22 protein-coding genes and 2 pseudogenes are annotated in these 25,736 nt (G+C 69.4%); 16 read left to right on the forward strand and 8 right to left on the reverse strand.

Features of this window, described 5'->3' with window-relative positions; all coding sequences use genetic code 11:
* Positions 1-35: 35 nt before the first annotated feature.
* Positions 36-1,700, reverse strand: coding sequence for a urocanate hydratase (gene hutU, locus E5671_RS20610; protein ID WP_160505434.1), 1,665 nt, complete (start codon positions 1,698-1,700; stop codon positions 36-38).
* 149 nt (positions 1,701-1,849) lie between these two features.
* Between hutU and E5671_RS20615 the strand changes: the two genes are divergently transcribed.
* Complete coding sequence (locus tag E5671_RS20615) at positions 1,850-3,235, forward strand: diaminopimelate decarboxylase (RefSeq protein WP_160505435.1); 1,386 nt, start codon at positions 1,850-1,852, stop codon at positions 3,233-3,235.
* Positions 3,236-3,314: 79 nt separating this feature from the next.
* Positions 3,315-4,685, forward strand: a complete 1,371-nt coding sequence (locus E5671_RS20620) for an APC family permease (RefSeq protein WP_160505436.1) — start codon at positions 3,315-3,317, stop codon at positions 4,683-4,685.
* Positions 4,686-4,758: 73 nt separating this feature from the next.
* Here the strand turns inward: E5671_RS20620 and E5671_RS20625 are convergent, their stop codons facing one another.
* Entirely contained in the window at positions 4,759-5,592 is an 834-nt protein-coding gene (locus E5671_RS20625; RefSeq protein WP_160505437.1) for a MurR/RpiR family transcriptional regulator, read from the reverse strand.
* Positions 5,589-7,139: an aromatic amino acid ammonia-lyase gene (locus E5671_RS20630; protein ID WP_160505438.1), complete on the reverse strand. Its 1,551-nt coding sequence runs from the start codon at positions 7,137-7,139 to the stop codon at positions 5,589-5,591. Before E5671_RS20630 ends, E5671_RS20625 begins: the two co-directional genes overlap by 4 nt.
* 151 nt (positions 7,140-7,290) lie before the next feature.
* Here E5671_RS20630 and E5671_RS20635 point away from each other — a divergent pair, with 151 nt between their 5' ends.
* From E5671_RS20635 to E5671_RS20660, 6 genes and pseudogenes are all read left to right on the forward strand, one after another.
* Positions 7,291-8,499, forward strand: a complete 1,209-nt coding sequence (locus E5671_RS20635; RefSeq protein ID WP_237330205.1) for an ABC transporter ATP-binding protein — start codon at positions 7,291-7,293, stop codon at positions 8,497-8,499.
* On the forward strand, positions 8,496-9,143 hold the full coding sequence (locus E5671_RS20640; protein ID WP_160505439.1) for an ABC transporter permease subunit: 648 nt from the start codon (positions 8,496-8,498) through the stop codon (positions 9,141-9,143). Before E5671_RS20635 ends, E5671_RS20640 begins: the two co-directional genes overlap by 4 nt.
* A 1-nt stretch (position 9,144) precedes the next feature.
* Positions 9,145-9,816, forward strand: coding sequence for an ABC transporter permease (locus E5671_RS20645; RefSeq protein ID WP_160505440.1), 672 nt, complete (start codon positions 9,145-9,147; stop codon positions 9,814-9,816).
* Between the two features lie 26 nt (positions 9,817-9,842).
* Positions 9,843-10,778 (forward strand): glycine betaine ABC transporter substrate-binding protein, encoded by a 936-nt coding sequence (locus E5671_RS20650; protein ID WP_160510310.1) that lies wholly within the window; start codon positions 9,843-9,845, stop codon positions 10,776-10,778.
* A gap of 67 nt (positions 10,779-10,845) precedes the next feature.
* Positions 10,846-11,946 (forward strand): annotated as a pseudogene (locus E5671_RS20655) (purine-cytosine permease family protein); the annotation flags it as partial.
* A 26-nt stretch (positions 11,947-11,972) separates the two neighbouring features.
* Positions 11,973-13,601: a recombinase family protein gene (locus tag E5671_RS20660; protein WP_160505441.1), complete on the forward strand. Its 1,629-nt coding sequence runs from the start codon at positions 11,973-11,975 to the stop codon at positions 13,599-13,601.
* Positions 13,602-14,798: 1,197 nt separating this feature from the next.
* On the opposite strand, the gene E5671_RS20665 is transcribed toward E5671_RS20660, so the two are convergent.
* Together E5671_RS20665 and E5671_RS20670 are read right to left on the reverse strand one after the other, a co-directional pair.
* Positions 14,799-15,065: a DUF7848 domain-containing protein gene (locus E5671_RS20665; RefSeq protein ID WP_443032664.1), complete on the reverse strand. Its 267-nt coding sequence runs from the start codon at positions 15,063-15,065 to the stop codon at positions 14,799-14,801.
* Positions 15,062-15,403 carry a hypothetical protein gene (locus E5671_RS20670; protein ID WP_160505443.1) on the reverse strand — a complete coding sequence of 114 codons (342 nt, stop codon included), beginning with the start codon at positions 15,401-15,403 and terminating at the stop codon, positions 15,062-15,064. The genes E5671_RS20665 and E5671_RS20670 overlap by 4 nt, the downstream gene beginning before the upstream one ends.
* Before the next feature lie 156 nt (positions 15,404-15,559).
* Between E5671_RS20670 and E5671_RS20675 the strand changes: the two genes are divergently transcribed.
* The 4 genes and pseudogenes from E5671_RS20675 to E5671_RS20690 all read left to right on the forward strand — a co-directional run bounded on the left by E5671_RS20675 (position 15,560) and on the right by E5671_RS20690 (position 18,498).
* A complete protein-coding gene (locus E5671_RS20675) occupies positions 15,560-16,804 on the forward strand; it encodes a helix-turn-helix domain-containing protein (RefSeq protein ID WP_160505444.1) in 1,245 nt (414 codons plus the stop codon).
* A gap of 66 nt (positions 16,805-16,870) precedes the next feature.
* Positions 16,871-17,203, forward strand: a pseudogene (locus E5671_RS20680) (cytosine permease); the annotation flags it as partial.
* Positions 17,204-17,213: 10 nt separating this feature from the next.
* Positions 17,214-17,636 carry a hypothetical protein gene (locus E5671_RS20685; RefSeq protein ID WP_160505445.1) on the forward strand — a complete coding sequence of 141 codons (423 nt, stop codon included), beginning with the start codon at positions 17,214-17,216 and terminating at the stop codon, positions 17,634-17,636.
* A 76-nt stretch (positions 17,637-17,712) separates the two neighbouring features.
* Positions 17,713-18,498, forward strand: a complete 786-nt coding sequence (locus E5671_RS20690) for a phosphodiesterase (RefSeq protein ID WP_160505446.1) — start codon at positions 17,713-17,715, stop codon at positions 18,496-18,498.
* Positions 18,499-18,781: 283 nt separating this feature from the next.
* On the opposite strand, the gene E5671_RS20695 is transcribed toward E5671_RS20690, so the two are convergent.
* Positions 18,782-20,173 (reverse strand): cystathionine beta-synthase, encoded by a 1,392-nt coding sequence (locus E5671_RS20695; RefSeq protein WP_160505447.1) that lies wholly within the window; start codon positions 20,171-20,173, stop codon positions 18,782-18,784.
* Positions 20,174-20,322: 149 nt separating this feature from the next.
* Here E5671_RS20695 and E5671_RS20700 point away from each other — a divergent pair, with 149 nt between their 5' ends.
* The 3 genes from E5671_RS20700 to E5671_RS20710 all read left to right on the forward strand — a co-directional run bounded on the left by E5671_RS20700 (position 20,323) and on the right by E5671_RS20710 (position 24,032).
* Positions 20,323-21,345, forward strand: a complete 1,023-nt coding sequence (locus E5671_RS20700; protein ID WP_202121197.1) for an SGNH/GDSL hydrolase family protein — start codon at positions 20,323-20,325, stop codon at positions 21,343-21,345.
* Positions 21,346-21,737: 392 nt separating this feature from the next.
* Positions 21,738-22,958: an acetyl-CoA C-acetyltransferase gene (locus tag E5671_RS20705; RefSeq protein ID WP_160505448.1), complete on the forward strand. Its 1,221-nt coding sequence runs from the start codon at positions 21,738-21,740 to the stop codon at positions 22,956-22,958.
* Positions 22,959-23,222: 264 nt separating this feature from the next.
* Positions 23,223-24,032 carry a hypothetical protein gene (locus E5671_RS20710; RefSeq protein ID WP_160510312.1) on the forward strand — a complete coding sequence of 270 codons (810 nt, stop codon included), beginning with the start codon at positions 23,223-23,225 and terminating at the stop codon, positions 24,030-24,032.
* 34 nt (positions 24,033-24,066) lie between these two features.
* Here the strand turns inward: E5671_RS20710 and E5671_RS20715 are convergent, their stop codons facing one another.
* Positions 24,067-24,378 (reverse strand): hypothetical protein, encoded by a 312-nt coding sequence (locus E5671_RS20715; protein ID WP_336605803.1) that lies wholly within the window; start codon positions 24,376-24,378, stop codon positions 24,067-24,069.
* Positions 24,379-24,480: 102 nt separating this feature from the next.
* On the opposite strand from E5671_RS20715, the gene E5671_RS20720 reads away from it, so the two are divergent.
* Positions 24,481-24,711, forward strand: coding sequence for a DUF4287 domain-containing protein (locus E5671_RS20720; RefSeq protein WP_160505450.1), 231 nt, complete (start codon positions 24,481-24,483; stop codon positions 24,709-24,711).
* 92 nt (positions 24,712-24,803) lie between these two features.
* On the opposite strand, the gene E5671_RS20725 is transcribed toward E5671_RS20720, so the two are convergent.
* A complete protein-coding gene (locus E5671_RS20725) occupies positions 24,804-25,718 on the reverse strand; it encodes a Bax inhibitor-1/YccA family protein (protein ID WP_160505451.1) in 915 nt (304 codons plus the stop codon).
* Between the last annotated feature and the right edge of the window lie 18 nt (positions 25,719-25,736).

Genomic DNA, 25,736 nt, shown 5'->3' on the forward strand with positions numbered 1-25,736 from the left:
CGGGGCCTGTCCGGTGGGCTGGGCGGCCTGATCGCTCACGCCTCGCCACCCTCCCGCATCGGAATCCGTACGCCCTTCTCGTCCGCCACCGACTCCGCGATGTCGTAGCCGGCGTCGACGTGCCGGATGACGCCCATTCCGGGGTCGTTGGTCAGGACGCGGCGGATCTTCTCGCCCGCCAGCGCCGTGCCGTCGGCGACCGAGACCTGGCCCGCGTGGATGGAGCGGCCCATGCCGACGCCGCCGCCGTGGTGGATGGAGACCCAGGAGGCGCCCGACGCGACGTTCACCATGGCGTTCAGGAGCGGCCAGTCGGCGATCGCGTCCGAGCCGTCCAGCATGGCTTCCGTCTCGCGGTACGGGGATGCCACCGAGCCGCAGTCGAGGTGGTCGCGGCCGATCGCGAGCGGGGCGGCGAGGGTGCCGTTGCCGACCATGTCGTTGAACATGTCGCCCGCCTTGTCGCGCTCACCCTGGCCGAGCCAGCAGATGCGGGCGGGGAGGCCCTGGAAGTGGACGCGCTCGCCCGCCATCTTGATCCAGCGGTGCAGGGACTCGTTCTCGGGGAAGAGATCGAGGAGCGCCTTGTCCGTCTTGTGGATGTCCGAGGCCTCACCCGAGAGCGCCGCCCAGCGGAACGGGCCCTTGCCCTCGCAGAAGAGGGGCCGGATGTAGGCGGGGACGAAGCCGGGGAAGGCGAACGCGCGGTCGTAGCCCGCGAGTTGGGCCTCTCCGCGGATCGAGTTCCCGTAGTCGAAGACCTCCGCGCCCGCGTCCATGAAGCCGACCATCGCCTCGACGTGCTTGGCCATGGACTCACGGGCGCGGGTGGTGAAGCCCGCCGGGTCCTTGGCCGCGTACGACGCCATGTCGTCGAAGTCGACGCCGGTGGGGAGGTACGCGAGCGGGTCGTGGGCCGAGGTCTGGTCGGTGACGATGTCGATGGGGGCGCCGTCGGCGAGCATGCGCGGCAGCAGGTCGGCCGCGTTGCCGAGCAGGCCGATGGAGAGGGGGCGACGGGCGTCACGGGCCTCGACCGCGAGCTGGAGGGCGTGGGCCAGGTTGTCGGCCTTCACGTCCAGGTACTTGTGCTCGATGCGGCGCTCGATGGCGCGCGGGTCGACGTCGATACAGATCGCGACGCCGTCGTTCATGGTGACGGCGAGCGGCTGGGCGCCGCCCATGCCGCCGAGGCCTGCGGTGAGGGTGATCGTGCCCGCGAGGGTGCCGTTGAACTTCTTCGCCGCCACTGCCGCGAAAGTCTCGTACGTGCCCTGGAGGATGCCCTGCGTGCCGATGTAGATCCAGGATCCTGCCGTCATCTGGCCGTACATCGTGAGGCCGAGGGCCTCAAGGCGCCGGAACTCCTCCCAGTTCGCCCAGTCGCCCACGAGGTTCGAGTTGGCGATCAGGACACGCGGGGCCCACTCGTGGGTCTGCATGACGCCGACGGGGCGGCCGGACTGGACGAGCATCGTCTCGTCCTGCTTGAGGGTCTTGAGGGTGCGCACCATCGCGTCGAAGGAGCGCCAGTCGCGGGCGGCCTTGCCGGTGCCGCCGTAGACGACGAGCTTGTCGGGGTGCTCGGCGACCTCGGGGTCGAGGTTGTTCTGCAGCATGCGCAGGGCGGCTTCCTGCTGCCATCCCAGGGCGCTCAGTTCCGTACCGCGCGGTGCCCGTACGGGGCGGGGTCCTGACATGGCGGTGCCTCCTCGCGTAAAGCTCTGCTGGTGGTCTGCTCGTGGTGCTCTGCTGTGACCTTGTTATTCACATCCTGCGATGTTGAATAGAGCTAGTCAATACGTTGACGGGGCAGCGATACCGCGTCGCGGATGATTGGCTGGAACGCATGAGCGATCAGGGCACGGAGACCGCACACGCATCCGACGCGGGCCAGGAGGCGCCCGCCGACCCGGCCGCACGGCGTGATCAGGCCGTCCGCGCCGCCGTGGAACAGGGCCTCCTCGACCCCGCGTCCCCCATCGTCGGCCTCCTGGACGTCACCGGCATCCGCACGTCCGCCGCCGCCCTGCGCGCCGCCTTCGAGGCGGTCACACCGCCCGGCACGCCCGTCCTGCACGCCTTCGCGGTGAAGGCGTCGCCCCTGGTCCCGGTCCTGCGGCTCCTTCGCGACGCGGGCATCGGCGCCGAGGTGGCGAGCCCCGGCGAGCTGGCCCTGGCGCGGGCCGCCGGGGTGCCGCCCACGCACACCGTCCTGGACTCGCCCGCGAAGACCCCCGCCGAGCTGCGCGAGGCCCTCGCACTCGGCATCGCGGTGAACGCGGACAACCCGCAGGAACTCGCCCGCATCGACGCGATGACGCGGTCGGCGCCCACCGTCTCGCCCATCGGCCTGCGCGTGAACCCACAGATCGGCGGCGGTTCCATCGGAGCCCTGTCCACCGCGACCGCGACCTCCAAGTTCGGCGTCGCGCTGCACGACGAGGGCGCCCGCGAGTGGATCGTCCAGGCTTATCTCGACCGCCCCTGGCTGACCCGCCTGCACGCCCACTCGGGATCACAGGGCATGCCGCTGGAACTGATGGTGCGGGGTGTGTCGGCGACGTACGAACTGGCCGAGGAGATCAACGAACGGGCCGGCCGGCAGCAGATCGACACCATCGACATCGGCGGCGGCCTGCCCGTCAACTTCGGCTCGGACGAGGAGACCCCGACGCACGCGCAGTACGCGCGCCGCCTGAAGTCCCGCGTGCCGGGGCTGCTCGACGGGCGCTACGGCCTGGTCACCGAGTTCGGCCGCTCGCTGCTCGCCAAGCACGGCACGATCCTGGCCCGCGTCGAGTACGCCAAGTCGGCGGGCTCCCGGCCCGTCGCGGTGACGCACGCGGGCGTCCAGGTGGCGGCGCGCACGGTGTACGCGCCCGCGACCTGGCCGCTGCGGATCGCCGCGTACGACGCGAAGGGGCGGGCCAAGAGCGGCCCGCCCGTCGGTCAGGACATCGCGGGCCCTGCCTGCTTCGCGGGCGACCTGCTCGCCGAGAACCGCCCGCTGCCGCTCCTTGAACAGGGCGACTACGCGGCGGTGCTCGACACGGGCGCGTACTACTTCGCGCACCACTACTCGTACAACAGCCTGGCCCGGCCCGGCATTTACGGCTTCTCCGCGGGCCCGGGCGAAGAGGTCACCTTCGCCACCGTGCGGGAGCCGCAGACCCTGGAGGAGATCGTCGCCGAGTCGGGGGGTGGACAGCGGGACGCGCTGCGCGACCTCTGAAGTTCCTCAACTCCCGCATCCTCGCCGGGCTTCCGGGGCAGATGCTCCCTCCAGGCACACCCTCGGGGGAGATGATCCTGTGACGACATCCGGCACGGCCACCGATACACCGCCACCCTCCGGAGAGCCCGCGCTGCACCGCGCGATCGGCCCCAAGCTCCTGATCCTCTTCGTGATCGGCGACATCCTCGGCACCGGCATCTACGCCACCACCGGCAAGGTCGCGGGGAAGGTCGGCGGCGCGCTGTGGCTGCCGTTCGCGATCGGCTTCGTCGTGGCGATCCTGACGGCGGCGTCGTACGTGGAGCTGGTCGGCAAGTATCCGAAGGCGGCGGGCGCCGCGCTCTACACGCAGAAGGCCTTCAAGGTCCCCTTCCTCACCTTCATCGTCGCGTTCATGGTGATGGCATCGGGGCTCTCGTCGGCGAGCGCGGCGGCGCGCGCCTTCAGCGGCGACTACCTGAGCGAGCTGACGAGCGACGCGCTCCCGCCGACGCTGATCGCGATCCTCTTCATCCTCGCGCTCGCGGCGCTGAACCTGCGGGGCGTCGCCGAGTCGGTGAAGACGAACGTGGTCCTCACGCTCGTCGAGCTGACGGGCCTGGTCATCATCCTCGCGATCGGCGCGTACGCGGTCCTGAGCGGGGACGGGGATCCCGGGCGCCTCACAGACTTCGAATCCCCGGGGGGCGGCACGGGCTACGCGCTGCTCACCGGCATCCTCGGGGCGACCGCGCTCGGCTTCTTCGCGTTCGTCGGCTTCGAGGACTCGGTGAACATGGCCGAGGAGACGAAGGATCCGACACGTACGTTCCCGCGGGCGATCTTCATCGGTGTCGCGGTGACGGGCACGATCTACGTCCTGGTGGCGCTGGTGTCGTCGCTGCTCGTGGACTACAAGGTGCTTGAGGGATCGAGCGGTCCGCTCCTGGAGGTCGTGAAAGCGGGCGGCATCGACTTCCCGCACAAACTCTTCGCCCTGATCGCCCTGTTCGCGGTCACCAACTCGGCGCTGATCAACATCATGATGGCCTCGCGGCTCTGTTACGGCATGGCCAACGAGCGCATCCTGCCGCGCGCGATGGGCCGGGTCCTGGCCCGCCGCAAGACGCCCTGGGTGGGCATCGTCTTCGTCTCGCTCCTCGCCGTCGGCCTGGTGTCGACGGGCGAGATCGAGGGCCTCGGCGACACGACGGCGTTCCTGCTGCTGTGCGTGTTCGCGGTGGTCAATGTGTCGGTCCTGGTCCTGCGCAGGGACCGGGTGGACCACGAGCACTTCCGTACGCCGACGGTGCTGCCGGTGCTTGGCGCGATCACCGCCCTGATCCTGGCGAGCCCCCTGGCGGACCGGCCCGCGGAGGTCTACATCCGGGCGGGCATCCTCGTCGCCATCGGGGTCGGCCTCTGGGTGGTCAACAAGGTGGTGATGAAGACGCGGGGCGAGGACTGAGGGTTGCCGGCTGCCAGGGCGGGGGGCTTTGGTGCCCCGGCGTCGAGTTGGCGCCGGGGCCGCCCGGTTGTCCCTACTCCACGAACAACCCCCGCGCCGCCGCCCCCGCATCAAACTCCTCAAGCCGCGCCTGCGCATCAGGCAGCCCGTCGCACATCGCCTCCAGGAGCACCCGCCCCAGCAGCATCGGCGCGCACGCCGTGTCGAAGGCGAGGCCCGTTCCGACCGCCGCCGGGAGGAGGAGGTCGGAGTGCGCCGCGACAGGGGCGAACGCCGAGTCCGCCACCGTCACCACGGAGAGCCCCGCAGCCTGCGCGTAAGCCAGCGCGTCCACCACCTCCCGCGGATGCCGAGGCAGCGCGAAGCAGAGGAGGGCCGAGGCTCCCGCCCGTACCGCCGCGTCGATCCGGTCGGCGAGCATCGTGCCGCCCTCGTCGAGGAGGCGTACGTCGGGGTGGACCTTCGCCGCGAAGTACGAGAAGCCGTACGCCTGGGAGGCGGCGGCTCGCAGGCCTAGGACGGGGAGCGGGCGGGAGGAGGCGAGGAGCCGCCCGGCGCGCTCCACCGGCGCCGGGTCGGCGAGCACCTCCGCCAGGTGCCGGAGGTTCGCGATCTCCGCCTCGACCGCCTGCTGGTACTCGTTGAGGGAGGCCTCGCCCGCCTCCTCCGCGGGCGCGAGATCCCGCAGGTGCCTGCGCAGCGCCGGGTATCCGTCGAAGCCGAGCGCCACCGCGAAACGGGTGACGGAAGGCTGGCTCACCCCGGCAAGTTCCGCCAGTTCGACGCTGGAGAGGAAGGGGACGTCCCCAGCCCGCCGCACCATGCAGTGCGCGATGCGCCGCTGCGTGGGCGTGAGCCGGTGGCCCTCGAAGAGCACTTGCAGCCGCGCCGCAGGACTGTCACTCATACCGTTCCCCTCACAACACCCTGACTCTCACCCAGGTTTGACCACAGCTCCGTGAACCGGTCGAGCAGCCCGGCTGCCGCCGTCACATCATCCGTCAACGGCCGGTCGGCGAGCTCCGCCTCCAGTACCGAGTCCGCGAGCTCGAAGGCCCGGCCGACGGGCAGCTCCGGGTCGAGTCGCATGTCCCGCTGCCTCAACGCCCTTATCGCCGCGACGAGTTCGCAGCCCACCACCAGGCGGTACGCCTCGCACGCCCGCAGCGTCTGCCGCGCCGCGAGCGAGGCGAAGCTGGCCTGCTCCTCGACGCCGCGGGAAAGCACCGCGTGGCCGAGGGAGGCGGGGGCGGAGAAGGCCCGCAGGTCGCCCAGCGCCGCGCCGGCCGCGTACTCCAGGATCATCACGCCCGACGACGCCGGTTCACCGTCCGCGAGGAAGGGGCGAAGGCGGGTGAAGCCCGGTTCGTTCAGCGTGGAGAGACGGGACGTCGACAGGCGGGCCGCCTGGGTCATCGCGAGCCTGAAGTGGTCCAGGGACAGGGCGAGTTGAGCGAGATAGAAGCCGCCGTGGTGGTAGGCCGCCATGTCCTCCGCCGAGATCAGCGGGTTTTCCGCCGCCGCGTTGATCTCCACCGTGAGGACGTCCTCAAGGGCGTCCGCCGCGTCGTGCGCGGGCCCGTGGATCTGCGGCACGCAGCGCAGGCCGTACGGGTCCTGGATCCGGCCGAGCGGTGGCGTGGGGCGGTCGGGCGCGCCGAGGATCAGCCGCATCCGTTCGGCGACCATGTACGAACCCGTGTGGCGCCGCGCCTCGTGCACGGGCAGTGCGTACGCCTCGTACGAACCGTCGACCGCCATCAGGGTCAGCGCCGCCACCACCTGCGTCGCCGCGATCAGGCCGCGCAGTTCGTGCAGGGCGAGCGCCGACTGGCCGAGGGTGAGGGCGTTGCTGCTGATCAGGGCGAGGGCGTCGTTGTTGTCGAGGGGCTGCGGCGCGGGGGCGGCGCCCGTTCCCTGCCAGGGGTGCTCGCCCGCGAGCGCGAGGCCCATCTGCGCGAGCGCGGCGATGTCGCCCGTGCCGACCGAGCCGAATTCGTTGACCCTGGGGTACGCGCCGGTTTCCAGGGCCTGGCAGAGGGCCGTGACGACGGTCGGGCGCAGGCCCGCGCCGCCCGCGAGCAGCTGGTTGGCGCGGACCGCGAGCATCGCGCGCACCTGCCGCGCGGGCAGCTCGTCGCCGATCGCTCCGGCGTGGCTGCGCAGCAGCCGCAGACCGTGGTCGGAGGCCGCCTCGGTGGGCACGGACTCATTCCGGTTGGCGCCCACTCCGGTGGAGCGGCCGTAGACGCGACCCCAGGAGGCGATCTCCCGCGCGGCGTTCCACGAGGCCTCGACTCGCTTCATCCCGTCCGTTCCGGGAACGGGCTTTGCGGTGGATTCGGCCATGCGTACGACATCTGCGACCATCAGTCCGCGGCCGTCCAGGACGACGACCGAGCCGCTGTCGTCGGTCGCCCTGGCAGGTGCCCTGTCCGCGATACGAGACGACATCACTCGTAAACCCTCCTCAACCGGACGCTCCGTCTTGCCCTGCGACCACTCGTTACCAGTGATTTACGCCGGGGCGTGGACAAGCTATTGACAATCTATTCAGTCAACGAGAACTCTGCATGACGATATACAGCCGGGCAAGGGACTCCTCATGATCCAATTCGATACGGTCCACAAGCGCTTCCCGAACGGCACAACCGCGGTCCACGACCTGACCCTTGAGATGCCGGAAGGGGGCGTGACCGTCCTCGTCGGATCTTCCGGTTGCGGCAAGACGACGACGCTCCGCATGATCAACCGAATGGTCGATCCGACCTCCGGGACGATCAGGGTGGGCGGCAAGGACGTCCTGGAGCAGGACGCCGCCGAGCTCCGCCGCTCCATCGGGTACGTGATCCAGCAGTCCGGGCTCTTCCCGCACCGCACCGTCCTGGACAACATCGCGACGGTGCCGCTGCTGCTCGGCTGGGGCCGCAGGAAGGCGCGGGCGCGGGCGGCGGAGCTCCTGGAGACGGTCGGCCTCACCGCCGACGCCGGGAAGCGCTACCCGCACCAGCTCTCCGGAGGCCAGCAGCAGCGCGTCGGCGTGGCCCGAGCGCTCGCCGCCGACCCGCCGGTACTCCTGATGGACGAGCCGTTCGGCGCGGTCGACCCCGTGGTGCGCACCCAGCTCCAGGACGAACTCCTGCGCCTCCAGCGGGAGTTGAACAAGACCATCGTCTTCGTCACGCACGACATCGACGAGGCGGTACGGCTCGGTGACCGCATAGCCGTCTTCCGCACCGGCGGCCACCTCGTGCAGTGCGCGAGCCCCGCCGAGCTCCTGGCCCGCCCCGCGGACGACTTCGTCGCGGACTTCCTGGGCGCCGAGCGCGGCCTGAAGCTGCTCTCCCTGACGACGCTCGCGGAGGTCCCGCAGGCCCCGGCCCCGGAGGGCGGCGCGTGGACGCTGCGCTTGGACTCGGCGGGGGCACCGCTGACCTGGCGGCACAAGGACGGCGAGGCCGCGGACGTCCCCGTACGCCCGTTGCACGACACGGACTCGCTGCTGTCGGCGCTGAACGAGTCCCTGTCCGCCCCGAACGGCCTCGTGGCCCGGGTCGACGAGACGGGCGCCCTGACCGGGGTGACGTCACGGGAGGACATCCACGCCCACGCGGGCGCGGCGCACGAGAGTGGTCGGGCAGTCTGCGGGCCGGTGGGGGCTGATCGCGCAGTTCCCCGCGCCCCTGACGGGGCGCCCCTGGAAGGGGCGCGGGGCTCTGACATGTGCGGCTCCGCCGCGCGGGCGCAAGCGACCAAGGACGGCACAGACCCAGAGGCCACCACCGCCCCCGCCGCAGCGGACCGCACCCCGTGACCGTCGACTGGTCGTGGATAGCCGACCACACCGACGACCTCACCACCCTCACCCTCTCCCACCTCCAGGCCGCCCTCACCTCCGTACTCCTCGGCCTGCTCATCTCGCTCCCCCTGGCCGTCGTCGCCCACCGCGTGCGCCCCCTGCGCGGACTGCTCCTCGGCCTGTCGAACGTCCTGTTCACCATCCCGTCCATCGCGATCTTCGTGCTGCTCCTGCCGGTCGGCGGGCTCACCCGCACCACCACCGTCATCGGCCTGACGATCTACACGCTCGTCGTGCTCCTGCGGAACACCGTCGAGGGCCTCGACTCCGTCCCCGCGAAGACGAAGGAAGCCGCCAAGGCCATGGGCACCCGGCCCCTGCGCACCCTCCTCACCGTCGAACTCCCCCTCGCCCTCCCGGTGATCATGGCGGGCGTACGGATCGCGACGGTCATGGCGATCTCCCTCGTCTCCGTGGCCACGTACATCGGCGACGGCGGCCTCGGCCAGCTCTTCACCGACGGGTTCCAGCGCAACTTCCCGACCCCCGTCATCGTCGGCGTGGTCCTGACCCTGCTCCTCGCGCTCGTCGCGGACGCGCTGCTCGTCACCCTCCAGTACGTCCTGACTCCCTGGACCCGCCGCAAGAGGAGCGCGTGACATGTACGAACTCTTCAAGGACCTCGGCGCCTGGCTGGTCAGCGGCGAACAGTGGGCCGGGTCCGACGGCATCGGGCACCGCCTCGCCGAGCACCTCCAGTACTCGCTGCTCGCCACCCTGATCGCCGCCGCGATCGCGCTGCCGGTCGGGCTGCTCATCGGGCACACCGGGCGCGGTGCCTTCGTCGCCATCAACCTCTCCAGCTTCGGGCGCGCGCTGCCCACCGTCGGGCTCGTCGTCCTCGTCTTCCTGGCCAGCGGGCTGTCCATGTGGCCCGTCTACATCGCCCTCGTGGCGCTGGCCGTCCCCTCCATCGTCACCAACACCTACGCGGGGATGACCGCCGTCGACCCGGAGGTACGGGACGCCGCGCGCGGCCAGGGCATGCGCTGGCACCAGGTCCTCTTCCAGGTCGAACTGCCCCTCGCGCTCCCGCTGATCATGACCGGGCTCCGGCTCGCGCTCATCCAGGTCGTCGCGACGGCCACCATCGCCGCGTACGTCTCCTTCGGCGGGCTCGGCCGGTACGTCTTCGACGGGCTCGCCCAGCGCGACCTCGTGCAGGTGCTCGGCGGTGCCGTGCTCGTCGCGGTCGTCGCCGTCGTCCTCGATCTCGCGCTCTCCGCACTGCAGCGCGCCCTCTTCCGCCACCGCCCCGCCAAGTCGGCCTAGGAGCACACCAGATGGCCTCCAGCAGCATCAACCGCAGGACACTCCTCGGCGGACTCTTCGCCGCGGCCTCCGTCCCCGCGCTCGCCGCGTGCAGCGGCGGCATCACCTCTCTCGACGGCGGCGGCTCCGGCGGCTCCGGCGGTGGCTCCAGCAAGAACGGCGTCACCATCGGCACCGCCAACTTCACCGAGAACCAGGTACTCGGCTACCTCTACGCGGCCGCTCTCGAAGCGGAGGGCGTGAAGACGACCGTCCGACCCAACCTCGGCACCCGCGAGATCCTCATCCCCGCGCTCAAGGGCGGGGACATCGACCTCCTGCCCGAGTACCAGGGCGCGCTCCTGCACTACCTCGACACCAAGGCGAAGGCCACCGAGGAGGGCGAGATGCAGAACGCCCTCGCCATGGCCCTGCCGCGCGGCCTGCAGATCCTCCCCTACGGCAAGGCCGAGGACTCCGACGCCTTCGTCGTCACCCGGGAGACCGCCGACAAGTACGGCCTCAAGACCCTCGGGGACCTCGCGAAGCACAACGGCAAGCTCGTCATCGGCGCGGCGCCCGAGGTCAAGAAGCGCACGGTGGGCTCGGTGGGCCTCAAGGACGTCTACGGAGTCGAGTTCAAGGAGTTCAAGTCCCTTGATTCCTCGGGTCCGTTGGTGAAGGGCGCCCTGCGCAAGGGCGATGTCGACGTGGCGAACCTCTTCACCACCGACACCGACATCATCGCCGAGAAGTGGGTCGTGCTCACCGACCCCAAGAACCTGATCCCCGGCCAGCACGTCGTCCCGCTCATCGCCGACCGCAAGGCCGACTCGACGGTGCGGGCGGCACTCGGGCGCCTGGGCAACGCCCTGACGACCAAGGACCTCACCGAACTCAACCGCCTGGTGGACAAGGACAAGAAGGACCCCGAGGACGTCGCGAACGACTGGGCGGCGCGGCACGGGATCAGCAAGAAGTAGCCCGCCGGCCCGCCGACAGGCACCCCAGCAAGAGGTAGCTCGTACAGCAGCAGGGAGTTCCCGGATCATGGCAGACACTCTCGTGGAGCGGCGCTCCATCGACGTCGTCCCCGACGACGAACGGCACGGCACCGCGTTCAGCCAGTTCACCCTCTGGCTCGGCGCCAACCTCCAGATCACCGCGGTCGTCACCGGCGCACTCGCCGTCGTCTTCGGCGGCGACGTGGTCTGGTCGGTGACCGGCCTCCTGCTGGGCAATCTGCTCGGCGGCGCCGTGATGGCCCTGCACTCCGCGCAGGGGCCGAAGCTCGGCCTGCCCCAGATGATCCAGTCCCGCGCCCAGTTCGGAGTGCGGGGAGCCGTCGTACCCCTCCTGCTCGTCATCCTCATGTACGTCGGCTTCTTCGCCAGCGGCAGCGTCCTGGCCGGACAGGCCACGGCCCAGCTCACGCACACGAACGACACCACCGGCATCATCATCTTCGCGGTGGTCACGGCCGTGGTGGCGGCGGTCGGCTACCGCGTGATCCACGTCCTGGGCCGAGTGGCGAGCGTGATCTGCGCCCTCGCCTTCATCTACCTGGGCATCCGCCTCCTGGACCGCGTGGACCTGTCCGCACTCCTGAACGACGCGCACTTCGACCTGCCGATGTTCCTGCTCGCGGTGTCGCTCTCGGCGTCCTGGCAGCTCGCCTTCGGCCCTTACGTCGCGGACTACTCGCGCTATCTGCCGCGTACGACGTCGGGGCGGGCCACCTTCTGGTGGACCCTGTCAGGGTCGGCGCTCGGCTCGCAGTGGTCGATGACGTTCGGCGTGCTGGTGGCGGCGAGCGCGGGAGAGGCGTTCCTCGCCAACCAGGTCGGATACGTGGTCGGCCTGGGCGGCACGGGCCTGATCGCGTCGTTCCTGTACTTCGTGATCGCCCTCGGCAAGCTGACGATCAACGTGCTCAACACCTACGGCGGCTTCATGTCGATGGTGACCAGCATCAGCGGATTCCGGGGCCAGAAGGTCCTCTCGCCGCGCGGCAGGGCGGCGTACATCGCACTGATCATGGTCGCGGGCACGGTGGTGGCGCTGCTCGGCAAGGACAGCTTCCTGACGTCCTTCAAGGACTTCCTTCTCTTCCTCCTGACGTTCTTCACGCCGTGGTCGGCGATCAACCTGGCTGCCCGTCAAACTAGGTTGTTCTCATGGCAGTTCAGAGGAGCCGGAAGCCCCGGCGTGCAGGTGGCTACGTAAGGATCTCTGACGACCCGTTCGAGGAAGAGAAGGGCGTCACACGGCAGACGGAGGACGTAAAGGCACTGGCGAAGCAGCTCGGGTGGACGGTCAGCAAGATCTACCCGGAGAACGACACAAGCGCCTACCGGAAGAAGCGCATCCAGCTCCCGAACGGTCGAAGCGTCTGGCGAGTGATCCGCCCGGAGTTCCTTCAGATGCTCCAGGACTACGAAGACGGTGTGATCGACGGGATCATCGTTTACGACCTTGATCGATTAGCCCGCCAGCCTCGCGACCTAGAAGACTTGATCGATTTGGTCGATCACTTCAAGCGGCCCGTTGTCGGAGTGACGGGCGCGTTGGACCTCATGACCGAGAACGGCAAGGCCATGGCTCGGGTATTGGTAGCGATGGCCAACAAGAGCAGTGCCGACACCGCACGACGCGTGGCACGTGAGCGGCGACAACGGGCCCACGAGGGACGAGGATTACCGCCCAACCGCCCCTTCGGATGGCAAGAGGACCGCGTCACCCTGAACCTTCAGGAAGCGACAGCCCTACGAACGGCCATCCTCGCGTTCATCAGCGGGGAGACTTGGGCAAGCGTGGCGCGGATCATCATCGATTCGGGCATCTCCCCAGCCGGGGGCAAGGGCTGGCACCTCAAGTCGATCAAGCGCATGATGACCGCCCCGAGGGTCGCGGGAATCGCTTCCTACAGGGGCAATCTTCGTCTGTCCTTCGCACCTGACGACGAAGCGGATGAAGATCCGGAGGGCGCCCCCGCGGCTGCCGAAGACGACCAGGACGCGCCGCCCTCACCCAAGGATCTGGCCCTGCGTGACGCAGAGGGTTCCTACATTCAGGGGCAATGGGAAGCCATAGTCACGATCGACGAATGGGAATCCCTCATTGCCGAAATGGAGCGCCGCCACGAAGGCTTGGAATTCACAAGCCAGGGCACGCGCAAGTATCTTCTCTCCGGACTTCTTCGGTGCGCACGTCCCGGCACGGACGGAACTCTATGCAATAGGCGAATGGTCGGAATCGCCTTGAAGGCATCGAAGCGGAACAGGGCCCGGACCGTCTATAAGTGCTCCAGCCCGGCCAACGGCGGATGCGGCAACTCGCAGCGGGACATGGCCAAGTTGGATCGGTTGATAGAGGATCTGTTCTTTCAGCACCTGGAAGAGAACCAACCGCCGGAGAGTGAGCAGCTACCCGAACCCGAGCGTGAGAGCCCCGAGGTAGCCAAGCTGAAAGACGTGCAGAATCGACTAGCGATGATGCGCGCAGGTATGCGGGATGGAACCACCAGCCCTGAGTCTTTCTTCGCCGTCGTCCCAGCGCTTGAGGCTCAGGAGAAGAAGCTTCTTGCCAGTGTGGGTATGGCCCGCAGGGCACAGGCCGACCGCGCACAGCGATCCAAGGCCCCGGATCAGGTTCGGGCCGAGTGGCACGACGCCACAGTCCAGGGGAAGCGCGCGTTGCTCGGTCAATACCTGCAAGCAATCGTCGTCCACCCGTCACAGACACGAGGGCGCGCCGCTTTCGATCACGCCACCATCGTGCCTGTGTGGAAGCCGATGCCGTATTAGACCGAAAGCAGACGTGAGCCCCGATGGCCTTTGAAGGTCATCGGGGCTCGCGTCTATTCAGAGGCTGCTCTATCTCGACTCCGCAATATGGCTTGGGTCTTTCTCCACTGCTCGGGTGTGATCTTCGGAGCCCGACCCACATGCAGAGCCAACCACTGCTCACGGGTCAGACGCGGGGCACGAGACGGACGACGACGGGCAGGACGCGCAGCCACGGGATCTCTCCTCTTCCGGACAGACGATCAGGAAGGCGTCTCTTCTGTGGCCGAACCCGACGCGCCAAGCCGGGGCAGCGAACGTCTCGTCTGAATCTGAGGGAGGAAGGAGGGAGAGTGTGAGAGATCGAAGATTGTGTTGGTGGGATGGCCAGCAGCTCGTGCAACCACTATCCCGACCAACGCCTCTTAAGGTCCACTGAGTTCCCGAGCGCGGCACCCATGGGAGGTCTGCTCTAGCGCCTCATGCGGACCAGAGCGGCACCAGGCCACAACGCGGCACCCGGTCAGTGTCCATGCGTGCCCTTGCAGCGAGCAGAAGAAGATCGAGTCTGCCGCCAAGCCGGATCGGCGTAACTTCGCTTTACTTGCTCAAGGGCGCGCCTGCGGCGCGCCGGGCGGCTTCGGCCGCACCGGCCGGGCGTGCGGCCTTCGGCCGGTCCCGTCCGCACGGCCACCACCCGGCGATCACAGGCAACCCCGAGCGCACGCTGGTCACTCCGACCGGATCGGCGTAACTCTTCTTCTCTGTCCTTCAAGGGCGCGCACGGAACCTGACCGATACACCAGATGTGGCGGGGGCCGACGGCCTTCGAGGCTTTAGGCAGCCACCATGGGGCGAGCCTCGGAGAACAGGGGGCCCATCGGGCTCATGCGGGCAGCTCCAAGAGACTGCCCGATCCGCTGGCGAGCGTAAGGCCCCCTGTTCACTCGCCCCATGGCAGCTCCCGCCCAAAGCCCCTGCGGCCGGCGGCGCGATCACCGCGCACCATTACCCCAGCTCAGGCCCACACTCCAACAGCACAGAAGAGGCCAGATGGGCACCGGGCAGGACACGACCCCGGCTCTCCCCACTCGACAAGAAGAACCGGGGCCGCAGCGGCAGGCCGGGGGAACTAGCGCCTACCGCCCTCCCCTTCCAGGCCGGGGGAGTCGAACGAGCGGGACTGGCGGAGTGAAGCCACGCCAGCCCCGCCCTGCTCTACGTCGGCGAACCTGCCTCATCCACCGCAGGATCAGTGATCGCGGCGCTGAAGAACTGAAACGCCGTCAGCTCGAATCCGGCATGGCGCGTCATGCCCGCGTGCCGGAGACACCACAACTGCGCCTCATCCGGCTCAGCCGTATCTACCGAGTGCTCACCACAGGCGAGACACTTGCCGACATGACGCACGCCCATCGCGGGCATAGCCGCCAGCGTCCATCCGAGCGACGCAAAACGACCCCGCTTAACGCCGTCCCCGCTCATCCGATCGTCCCCGCCGAGGACTGCGGCTCGTCGTCCTCCCCGTCGTCCACATCGGGAGGATCGAATGTGGACAAGCGATCTCCTCGGCTCTCCGCGATCCGGTGGACCTCCCGAAGCGATTCGGTCAATCGTGCGGCCATGAAGCGGAGTTCCTCAGGCGTGGTCCTGCGGTCAGCGAGCGTGTCTGCCGCATGCCCGAGCAGATCACCCGCCATGCCCAGTTGGACACTCTCGATGTTGTCGGCCATCCGCGCCATGAAGCCCGTGCCCGGACCCACGAGAATGCAAGGTTTCCCCTCCAGCGTCGACCACGGCAGCACCCGCGTCTGATTCATCATGTCGACCTGCTCTCTCAGGTTGACCGCACCCCCGGCCGTTCACGCGGTCGTGGGGATCTTCGTTCACCCCATCGAAGCGTTCTTGGCTGTCCTTCGAGAGGAGCCAGACAGGGGGCCAGGGAGGGGCCACACTGAGGAGCGGAAGGGGGCCAGCAGGTGAGCGAAACCCGCCGACAGCAGTTCGGTGCCTATCTGGCACGGCTGCGTCGTGATGCCCACAAGAGTCAGCGGCAACTCGCCGCGGAGCTATGCGCGCTGTCCGGCGTCCAGTCCGTGACACGGAACGAGGTCTCACGCTGGGAGCGAGGAGAACGCCTTCCGGAATCGTGGCTCCCCTTCATCGCCGGAGCTCTGAGAGTCCCACCGAGCGACCTGGAGCGGGCCGCCGCCTACACACGTGGGGACGTCGAGGGGCCCCCTTTGGGCCCTGCCGCCACCCTCGCCGAGCTACTGCCGCCCGGGGACCCTTTCGCTCCACTCTCGGCATGCACGGGCCGCCGCATCGGTGGCGACGAGGTAACAGCCCTTGCTGCGCGGGTCCACGGCCTACGGCTCGCCGATGATGTCCTGGCCGGGGGCGACCTGATGGGCGCTGCCTTCCGTGAACTCAACTCGGCGTTGCGGCTGTACCGAGAGAGCACACACACCGAGGAGACCGGCCGTGCCCTGCTCGCACAGGTCGGCGAACTGGCCCAGATCGCTGGCTGGATCGCGAGCGACGCCGGGCAGCACGGCCAAGCGGAACGGGCCTATCGCATAGGGATCACAGCGGCGCGGCAGGCCGATGACACGACTCTGGTCGGCAACCTCGCGGGAAGTCTCGCCTACCAGTTCAGCAACACCGGACACGAGCGCTCGGGCATCGACCTCGCCCGCGCGGCACTGGACGAGGCCGGACCGGATGCGCCGCCCAAGACGCGCGCCCTCTTCCTTGACCGCCTGGCATGGGCTCACACGCGGGCAGGCGAGGCCCAGCCTGCCGTGCGCGCGCTTGGTGAGGCGCACGACGCTCTGTCCGAGGCGACCGACGAGGCGGCACCGCAGTGGGCGTACTGGGTGAGCCGTGAAGAGCTGGAGGTGATGGACGCCCGAGTCTTCACTGAGTTGCACCGCCCGCTACGAGCCGTCCCGCTCCTGACAGACGTTCTCGGCCGGTATGACGTCACGCACGCTCGCGAAGTCGCCCTGTACCGGTCATGGCTCTCCATCGCTCTGGCCGACGCCAACGAACCCGAGCAGGCCGCACAGGAAGCCCGACGCGTTGTGTCGCTGTCCTCCAAGGTGGCCAGTGAGCGCACCGCCGAGCGCTCTCGCATCGTTCTCCGACGCCTACAGGACTTCCAGCAAGTGCCGGAGGTCCGCGACCTGCTCCACGATCACGGGCACCTGCTTAGCGCCTAGGGCACGCCATCTCGGTTCGTGCAGGTCAATGGCATGCTAGAAAACGCACTTTCGCAGGCATCTAGCAACCTGGTCGACTACTACCTGATCTCCAAGGAGCGCTACGACATACCGGCGCTCTCCGACCCCCACGGCCGCTACGGAGCCTGGCGCTGGGACGCGCTGGGGGTCTACGGAGTGGGGCTGCTCGCCCAGCTGCCCTTCCTGGTGACGCACTTCTACACCGGCCCCCTGGTGGAGCCGCTCGGCGGCGCGGACATCTCGTGGATCGTGGGCCTGGTCGTCCCGGCGGCCCTGTACTGGCTGCTCGCCCGGCGCGACACGTCGCACATCCCCGCGGCCCACATCCCCGCGGAAAGGGGGGATAGCCCCACTGCCAGGCCGACGACGGCTGCGTAACGTAAAAACCATGGACACCCGTGACGCCGAACTCAAGAAAGAACTCGACGCCACTCTGCATGCCCGCAGAGAGCTGGGCGAAGAGTACGAGTCCGCGCTGGTCGACTCCTTCCTCGGGAAGGTCGAGCAGCGCCTGGACGGCACCATCGACCGGAGGATGCGCCGGCACATGGCCGAGCAGCAGATGGTCGTGGCCCGTGGCTCCCGCTCGCCGAGCAATCCCGTGGACTCCTGGGGCGAACGCTTCGGCTTCGGCATCGTCTCGCTGATCCTCGCGATCCCGCTCTCGGCGATCGGCGTGGTGAACGCGGACCTGCCTGGCCTGTTCGTCACCTGGGGCGGCATCGTCGGCGTGAACGCGGTGCATTCGATGCGGGGCATGAACTTCGGACGCGGCAAGGACCGCGGCCGGAAGTCGGAGTGGGACGACTGAGGCCGCGCCCGTCGCGGGATTCCGCTGTCAGCAGGACCGGTGGCGCGCGGCCCCGCCCGGGGCGGACCGTTCCTCCATGACCACTTCTGTCGCACACCTCAGTGACCTGCACCTCACCACCGGCCCGCTGGCCGCCGAGCCCGCAGCCGGCCTGCGCCGTGCGCTCGCCCGCGTCCTGGCGATCGAACCCCGGCCCACCTGCGTCGTGATCACAGGCGACCTGACGGAACACGGCCGCCCCGACGAGTACGAGCAGCTGCGCGAACTCATCGCGGGCTTCCCGCTGCCCCTGCACCTGACGACCGGAAACCACGACGATCCGGCGGCACTGGTCAAGGCGTTCGGCGGCGAGCCGCAGCTCGGCGGCACGCACTCCACGCAGTACGCCGTCGAGTACGCCGACCTGACGCTGATCGCCCTGGACACGAACGTGCCGGGCGCCGGACACGGCCACCTCGGCGAGGCCCAACTCGCCTGGCTGGACGAGACGTTGGCGGCCCGTCCCGAGATTCCCGCCCTGGTCTGCCTGCACCACCCCCCGGCGGACATCGGCATGCCGTTCCTCGACGGCATACGCCTCGACGACGGCGACGCCCTCGCCGAGGTCCTGGCCCGCCACCCCCACGTGGCCCGGGTCCTCGCGGGCCACGTCCACCGCCCGACCACGGGCGCCTACGCGGGCACCACCCTGTCGACCGCCCCGTCGACGTGGCTCCAGAGCTCCCTCGCCCTGAGCCCGGACCGCCCCATGGGCTACGCACCCGAGCCGACGGCCTTCCAACTCCACCTGCGGACAGCCACGGGCTGGGTCACGCACACGGCACAGGTGAGCCATGCGGCGGCGCAGATCCAGGGGTACTGATCCACTGATCCAGGGCGCCGAACCGTATACGAAGTACATGCGCGGGGACCGCCGCACCCCCGGTTTCCCAGGGGGCGGGACGACGGCGGTCCCCGCGAGGGACTGCGGCCGGGTCAGGACCGGGCCGCGTCCAGGCGTTCAGAGGTCCGGGAGCCGCTCCGGAGTTCCTGTACGCCGACAACCACCAATGTGCCGGAGCCGTGTTAAGCGGGTGCTGCGCGAACGTGTCGCGCTCGTACCACTTCCGCGAAGTTCGCCCCATGGCCGACGGCACATCACGCGGCTACTGTCCCTGCTGCTCCGCCAGGAAGGCCAGCAGGTCCTGACGGCTCACCACACCGGTCGGCTTGCCCTCGACCAGGACGATCGCCGCGTCGGCCCCGCCGAGCACCGACATCAGGTCGGCGACCGGCTCGCCGGAGCCGACCTGCGGCAGCGGGTCCGACATGTGCTTCTCCAGCGGGTCCGAGAGCGAGGCGCGCTGCGTGAACAGGGCGTCCAGGAGCTCGCGTTCGACGACGGAGCCGATGACCTCGGCGGCCATCACGTCCGGGTGGCCCGCGCCCGGCTTGACGATGGGCATCTGCGAGACGCCGTACTCACGCAGTACGTCGATGGCCTCGCCGACCGTCTCCTCCGGGTGCATGTGGACGAGCGAGGGCAGTCGGCCACCCTCCTTGCGGCTCAGTACGTCACCGACGCGAGGCGCGTCGCCGGCCTGCTCCAGGAATCCGTAGTCGTTCATCCATTCATCGCTGAAGATCTTGCTCATGTAGCCGCGGCCGGAGTCGGGCAGCAGCACGACCACGACGTCGTCGGGCCCGAGGCGCTCGGCGACCCGCAGCGCGGCGACGACGGCCATGCCGCAGGACCCACCGACGAGCAGCCCCTCCTCCTTGGCGAGCCGCCGCGTCATCTGGAAGGAGTCCTTGTCGGACACCGCGATGATCTCGTCGGTCACGTTCCTGTCGTACGCCGTCGGCCAGAAGTCCTCACCGACGCCCTCGACGAGGTAGGGCCGCCCGGAGCCCCCGGAGTACACGGACCCCTCGGGGTCGGCACCGACGACGGTGACGCCGCCCTTGGAGATCTCCTTCAGATATCCGCCCGTCCCGGAGATGGTGCCGCCGGTCCCGATACCGGCCACGAAATGGGTGATCTTCCCTTCCGTCTGCTCCCACAGCTCGGGGCCGGTGGAGTGGTAGTGGGAAAGGGGGTTGTTCGGGTTGCTGTACTGGTCGGGCTTCCAGGCGCCGGGGGTCTCGCGCACGAGGCGGTCGGAGACGTTGTAGTACGAGTCCGGGTGCCCGGGGTCGACGGCCGTGGGGCAGACGACCACGTCGGCGCCGTACGCCCGCAGGACGTTGATCTTGTCGAGCGACACCTTGTCCGGGCAGACGAAGATGCACTTGTAGCCCTTCTGCTGGGCCACGATGGCGAGCCCGACCCCGGTGTTGCCGGAGGTCGGCTCGACGATGGTGCCGCCGGGCTTGAGCTCCCCGCTCTGCTCGGCCGCCTCGATCATGCGCAGCGCGATGCGGTCCTTCACGGAACCGCCGGGGTTGAAGTACTCGACCTTGGCCAGGACGGTCGCCTGAATGCCCGTGGTCACGTTGTTGAGCCTCACCAGCGGGGTGTTGCCGACGAGGCTGATCATCGAGTCGTGGAATTGCACCGTTGTCTCCGGGCTGCGATGTAGTGCGACGAATGGGTGCCGTCAGCGTAAGGCTCCCGTTCAGTCGTTCACCTCCTCGCGCGATTGGCCGACCGTCCTTACGGGGCAATGAGTTGATGTAGGGCGGTACGAGGAGGTGGCTGCAGGGCATGTCGAGGGCGAGGGTGGCGCGGCGGATCGCCGCGGGCGCGGCGTACGGCGGCGGAGGTATCGGGCTGCTCGGGGCGGCGACCGTGGGAGTGGTCCTCGCCGAGGTGCAGCTGGCGAAGCGGTCCGTCGGGAACAGCGGGGAGCATGCGGCTCCGCCGCGGGCCGACGGGCGCTACGGCTGGGGGTACGCGGAGCGGCCGGATGCCGAGGAGCCCTTGCGGTTCGCGATGCTCGGCGATTCGACCGCCGCGGGGCAGGGGGTGTACCGGGCCAGGCAGACGCCGGCCGCGCTGCTCGCGGCGGGGCTCGCGGCGGTGGCCGAGCGGCCGGTGGAGCTGCGGAACGTGGCGCTGCCGGGTGCTCAGTCGGACGACCTGGACCGCCAGGTGACGCTGATTCTCTCGGACCTCGCGTCCTGGGTGCCGGACGTCTGCGTGATCATGATCGGCGCGAACGACGTGACGCACCGGATGCCGGCGACGCGCTCCGTGCGGCTCCTGGCGTCGGCGGTGCGGCGGCTGCGGACGGCGGGGGCGGAGGTGGTGGTCGGTACGTGCCCCGACCTGGGGACGGTCGAGAACGTCTACCAGCCCCTGCGCTGGATGGCGCGGCGGGTGTCGCGGCAGCTGGCTGCCGCGCAGACGATCGGGGTGGTCGAGCAGGGCGGGCGGACGGTGTCGCTCGGTGACCTCCTTGGCCCCGAGTTCCTCGCGAACCCGCGGGAGCTGTTCGGACCCGACAACTACCACCCCTCCGCGGAGGGGTACGCGACCGCGGCGATGGCGGTGTTGCCGACACTGTGCGCTGCGCTGGGGCTGTGGCCGGAGGAGGAGCGCCCCGACGTGTCGCGGCGCGAGGGCTTCCTGCCGGTGGCCCGAGCCGCCGCGCAGGCCGCGTCGGAGGGCGGCACGGAGGTCGCCGCCGCGATGCCCACGGGCCCCCGAGGCCCCTGGGCCCTCATCAAACGCCGACGCCGCCGCCGAATCCACCACACCCCGGACCCGTCCCCGCTGCCGCGGTAGCCCTGCCCCGGGGGCGGGGGGGCGGGGCCCGGTCTGCCACCGGGCCGGTGGGGCGCTGCGGGTCGTCGCACACTGTCCCGCCGCTTCGCGGCGGATCTCTCCCTCCCACCCACCCGATTGCCCTGCGGGGTGATGGGTGGGTGGGGTGATCCCGCCGGGTAATCGGGTGGGTGGGTGGGGAACATCCGCCGCGAAGCGGCGGGACAGGGATGCCACCCGCATGGGGCCACCCGGCGGCGCACCAGCCCCCAAGGCGCCCCCGCCAGACTGAGCAAGCGCTTAGAAAAATGCGGCCCGCATCACAGTCCCCGGCCGATGACCTATAGCGATACGTGCAGGTAACTTCCCAAGGAGTCCTGCCAGTCCTGCCCCCTCGTCACTGGAGTGCCGTGATGCCCGAAGCCGTGATCGTCTCCGCCGCCCGCACCCCGATCGGTCGCGCCTTCAAGGGCTCCCTGAAGGATCTGCGGCCCGACGACCTGACCGCCACGATCATCGAGGCCGCCCTCGCCAAGGTCCCCGAGCTCGACCCGAAGCTCATCGACGACCTGATGCTCGGCTGTGGTCTGCCGGGTGGCGAGCAGGGGCACAACCTCGGCCGCATCGTCGCCGTGCAGATGGGCATGGACCACCTGCCGGGCTGCACCATCACCCGGTACTGCTCGTCCTCCCTGCAGACCTCCCGTATGGCACTGCACGCCATCAAGGCCGGCGAGGGCGACGTCTTCATCTCCGCCGGTGTGGAGATGGTGTCCCGCAGCGTGAAGGGGTCGAGCGACGGGCTCCCGGACACCCACAACCCCCTCTTCGCCGACGCCGAGGCCCGCACCGAGGCCGTGTCCAAGACCGAGGGCACCGACTGGCACGACCCCCGCGAGGACGGCCTGATCCCGGACGCGTACATCGCGATGGGGCAGACCGCCGAGAACCTGGCCCGCGCCAAGGGCGTCACCCGCCGGGACATGGACGAGTTCGGGGTCCGGTCCCAGAACCTCGCCGAGGAAGCCCTGAAGAACGGCTTCTGGGAGCGGGAGATCACCCCCGTCACCACCCCCGACGGCACCGTCGTCAGCAAGGACGACGGGCCCCGCGCCGGCGTCACCCTCGAAGGCGTCGAGGGCCTCAAGCCCGTCTTCCGCCCCGACGGCCTCGTCACCGCGGGCAACTGCTGCCCGCTCAACGACGGCGCCGCCGCCCTCGTGATCATGAGCGACACCAAGGCCCGCGAGCTCGGCCTGACCCCGCTCGCCCGCATCGTCTCCACCGGCGTCACCGGCCTCTCCCCCGAGATCATGGGTCTCGGCCCGGTCGAGGCCAGCAAGCAGGCGCTCTCCCGCGCCGGTCTCACCGTCGACGACATCGACCTCTTCGAGATCAACGAGGCCTTCGCCGCCCAGGTGATCCCCTCCTACCGCGACCTGAACATCCCGATCGACAAGCTGAACGTGAACGGCGGCGCCATCGCCGTCGGCCACCCCTTCGGCATGACCGGCGCCCGCATCACCGGCACCCTCATCAACAGCCTCCAGTTCCACGACAAGCAGTTCGGTCTGGAGACGATGTGCGTCGGCGGCGGCCAGGGCATGGCCATGGTCATCGAGCGCCTCAGCTGACCCTTCGGCACCTGTTGCCACCTGCGGATCCCCCCACGGATCCCCCGCGTCTCCATTGATTCGTGACTCAATCTCCCCCAGGATGTGACCTATCTCCTGGGGGAGATGCATATGCCCAGGTCAGAGCGCATCTGTGGATAAACACCGGGCCGAAAGACCTGTCCAATTCGTGACGTAATGCACTGACAGGTGGATCGTGCAGGCTTCAAGCTGATGTAGGAAGTCGGGGGTCGACTTGAAACCGGGAGTACGTCAGTGAGCGCCATGCCTCTTGCCTTGCTGCTCTCCACGGCCGCTGCCACGGCCGTGGGTGCCGCCGCCCTGCACGCCGTGCACGGGCTTCGGAAGCAGATCACGACCCTGCGCACCGAGCTGGCCCAGAGCCGGCCGGCGACCGCGCACGCCGCCGTGCCCGCAGCCCGCACCACTCCGGACACCGACGAGATACGCACGGCTGTCGCCGAGGCCCTCGCCGAGGAACGGGAGCGCGAGCTGGCCGAGGCGCGGGCCTTCTGGGCCGCCCAGGAAGCCCGTGACGCCTCGGACGCACCCTCTCTGCTCAGCGGCCTGCCCGGCCTCTCCGACATGGCCGACGAGCTGTTCCTGCCCCGCCAGGCGGACTTCTCGGGCCTGGAGGCGGACAGCCTGGAGCCGGTCATCGAGCCGTACGGCGACCCGGCCGACGAGTTCGCGGCCGACTCCCCGGAGCTCGCCGCGGCCCGCCGACGCCACCCCTCGCACCCGGACTTCGTCCCGGTCCAGTCCCCCGTCAACGGCGACCACGAGCGCACTGTCGCCTGTCTTGAGGAACTGGCCGACGCCCGCACGGCGCTCGCCGACGTCCGCCCCGGACCGCTCGGCACGCTGGACGTCTACGTCTTCGCGGACGGCACGACGCTCTGCATGACCCCGGGCCACCGCGAGACCGCGGAGCTGCTCGCCGACGCCCTGCGCGACGGCCACACCCCGGTCCTGCTCGGCGGCTCCGGAGTCTCCGGTGCCTACGCGCTCACCTTCGAGTACGGCACGGAGAACGTCTACATCCTGGCGGACCGCGTCATCGCGTCGGTCTGACCGAAGCGACCCCGGCGCCCGCCGGGGTCACGTGTCACACCCCGGCGCGCTTCTGCGCCTTCTCCACGAGCGTCAGCGCCTCCGCGAGTTGACCCGCGTCCTCGATCACAAGGGCCAAATCCCGCCCCGCGACCGTGATCTGGTCGGCGGCGGCGAACATCCCGGCGTCCGGCATCTCCCGCGGCTCCTCGCCCGGCACCTCGATCCGCTGCGCCCACGCCGCCAGTTCCCTGGCCAGAGCGAGCGCCTCGGTCGCCGCCCCCCGCTGCAAGCGGCTCTGCGGGGCGGCCCGCAACCGGTCGGCGAATTGGTCCACTGCGGCCGTCAAAGGCGTCGTATCAAGCACCCGGCGACCTTATGCGCCTGGGCGGGACTGTTGCCAACGCCCGAACGCTCAGGCACGGTGTCGTGAAGGACGGAACACATCGCGACGCGTCCGGAGGCGCCGATGTCCCAAGTCTTCTCCGAGGAGACCCACCGCAATCTGATCGCCCGAATCCCCCACTGCACCGGTCGTGAGATCTCCGACTGGCTTCGCGCCGTGGACGAAGGCCCTTCTCTCTTCCGCTTCGAGGAGAAGGTCAGCTGGCTCCGCGCGGAGCACAACCTGGCTTATGGGCACGCCAAGGCAATCATTCACGAGTACGACTTGCGGCGGGCCGCCCGCAAGCTGCTCTGACTCCCCTGTCCCCCTCACACACAACGGCGGAGGGCCCCGCGGAACGTACGTTCCGCGGGGCCCTCCGTTGCTTCAGCCGAGAGTCAGCCGCGTCAGTCGTTGCCCTGCAAGATGGCGATCAGACGCAGGAACTCGAGGTAGATCCAGACGAGCGTCATCGTCAGACCGAACGCCGCGAGCCAGGCCTCTTCCTTCGGCGCGCCGTACGCGATGCCGTCCTCGACCTGCTTGAAGTCCAGGGCCAGGAAGCACGCGCCGAGCAGGATGCCGACGATGCCGAAGACGATGCCGAGGCCGCCGCTGCGGAAGCCGAGGCCGTCGCCGCCACCGAAGACCGCGAACAGCAGGTTCACCGCGGTGAGGAGCAGGAAGCCCATCGCCGCGGCCATCACGAAGCCGTAGAAGCGACGGTTGACGCGGATCCAGCCGGCCTTGTAGGCGACGAGGACACCGACGAAGACGGCCATCGTGCCGAGCACGGCCTGCATGGCCGCGCCGTCAGCGATGCGGTTGTCGACGATGCTGGAGACGACGCCGAGGAAGACACCTTCCAGAGCGGCGTACGTCAGGATCAGCGCGGGCGAGGCCTTGCGCTTGAAGGCCTGCACCAGGCCGAGCACCATCGCGACGAGGCCTGCGCCGATCGCGATGCCGAACGACTTGCTGATGTTGGCGTCGTCCACCGGCAGCAGCGCCCATGCGAGCGCTGCCGTGACCAGGAGCGTGCCGAGTGTGGTGGCCGTACGCATGACGACGTCGTCCATCGTCATACGGCCGGCGGTGGTTACGGGCGCCTGGGGGGCGCCGTGCTGCAGGTCCTGCTGGGCGTACGGGTTCGCCGCGTACGGATTGGTGGGGGCCTGCTGGCCCGCACCCGCGTACGGGTTGCCCTGCTGGGTCTGCGTCCCGACGGCGGGTCCCCCGGCCTGCGGCTGCGTGCCGAAGCCCGCGTAGCCGTTGTCGCGGCTGAACCCCCGTCGCGAGAAGACCGGGTTACTGCTCCTCATTTCACTCCTCCATGGCCA

Source organism: Streptomyces sp. BA2 (assembly GCF_009769735.1).
Classification (GTDB): domain Bacteria; phylum Actinomycetota; class Actinomycetes; order Streptomycetales; family Streptomycetaceae; genus Streptomyces.

Coding starts and splice junctions, on each gene's coding strand:
- hutU (WP_160505434.1), bottom strand. CDS start 1,700: ATGTCAGGACCCCGCCCCGTACGGGCACCGCGCGGTACGGAACTGAGC.
- E5671_RS20615 (WP_160505435.1), top strand. CDS start 1,850: ATGAGCGATCAGGGCACGGAGACCGCACACGCATCCGACGCGGGCCAG.
- E5671_RS20625 (WP_160505437.1), bottom strand. CDS start 5,592: ATGAGTGACAGTCCTGCGGCGCGGCTGCAAGTGCTCTTCGAGGGCCAC.
- E5671_RS20630 (WP_160505438.1), bottom strand. CDS start 7,139: ATGTCGTCTCGTATCGCGGACAGGGCACCTGCCAGGGCGACCGACGAC.
- E5671_RS20635 (WP_237330205.1), top strand. CDS start 7,291: ATGATCCAATTCGATACGGTCCACAAGCGCTTCCCGAACGGCACAACC.
- E5671_RS20645 (WP_160505440.1), top strand. CDS start 9,145: ATGTACGAACTCTTCAAGGACCTCGGCGCCTGGCTGGTCAGCGGCGAA.
- E5671_RS20660 (WP_160505441.1), top strand. CDS start 11,973: ATGGCAGTTCAGAGGAGCCGGAAGCCCCGGCGTGCAGGTGGCTACGTA.
- E5671_RS20665 (WP_443032664.1), bottom strand. CDS start 15,065: ATGAGCGGGGACGGCGTTAAGCGGGGTCGTTTTGCGTCGCTCGGATGG.
- E5671_RS20670 (WP_160505443.1), bottom strand. CDS start 15,403: ATGATGAATCAGACGCGGGTGCTGCCGTGGTCGACGCTGGAGGGGAAA.
- E5671_RS20685 (WP_160505445.1), top strand. CDS start 17,214: ATGGACACCCGTGACGCCGAACTCAAGAAAGAACTCGACGCCACTCTG.
- E5671_RS20690 (WP_160505446.1), top strand. CDS start 17,713: ATGACCACTTCTGTCGCACACCTCAGTGACCTGCACCTCACCACCGGC.
- E5671_RS20700 (WP_202121197.1), top strand. CDS start 20,323: ATGTCGAGGGCGAGGGTGGCGCGGCGGATCGCCGCGGGCGCGGCGTAC.
- E5671_RS20705 (WP_160505448.1), top strand. CDS start 21,738: ATGCCCGAAGCCGTGATCGTCTCCGCCGCCCGCACCCCGATCGGTCGC.
- E5671_RS20710 (WP_160510312.1), top strand. CDS start 23,223: ATGCCTCTTGCCTTGCTGCTCTCCACGGCCGCTGCCACGGCCGTGGGT.
- E5671_RS20720 (WP_160505450.1), top strand. CDS start 24,481: ATGTCCCAAGTCTTCTCCGAGGAGACCCACCGCAATCTGATCGCCCGA.
- E5671_RS20725 (WP_160505451.1), bottom strand. CDS start 25,718: ATGAGGAGCAGTAACCCGGTCTTCTCGCGACGGGGGTTCAGCCGCGAC.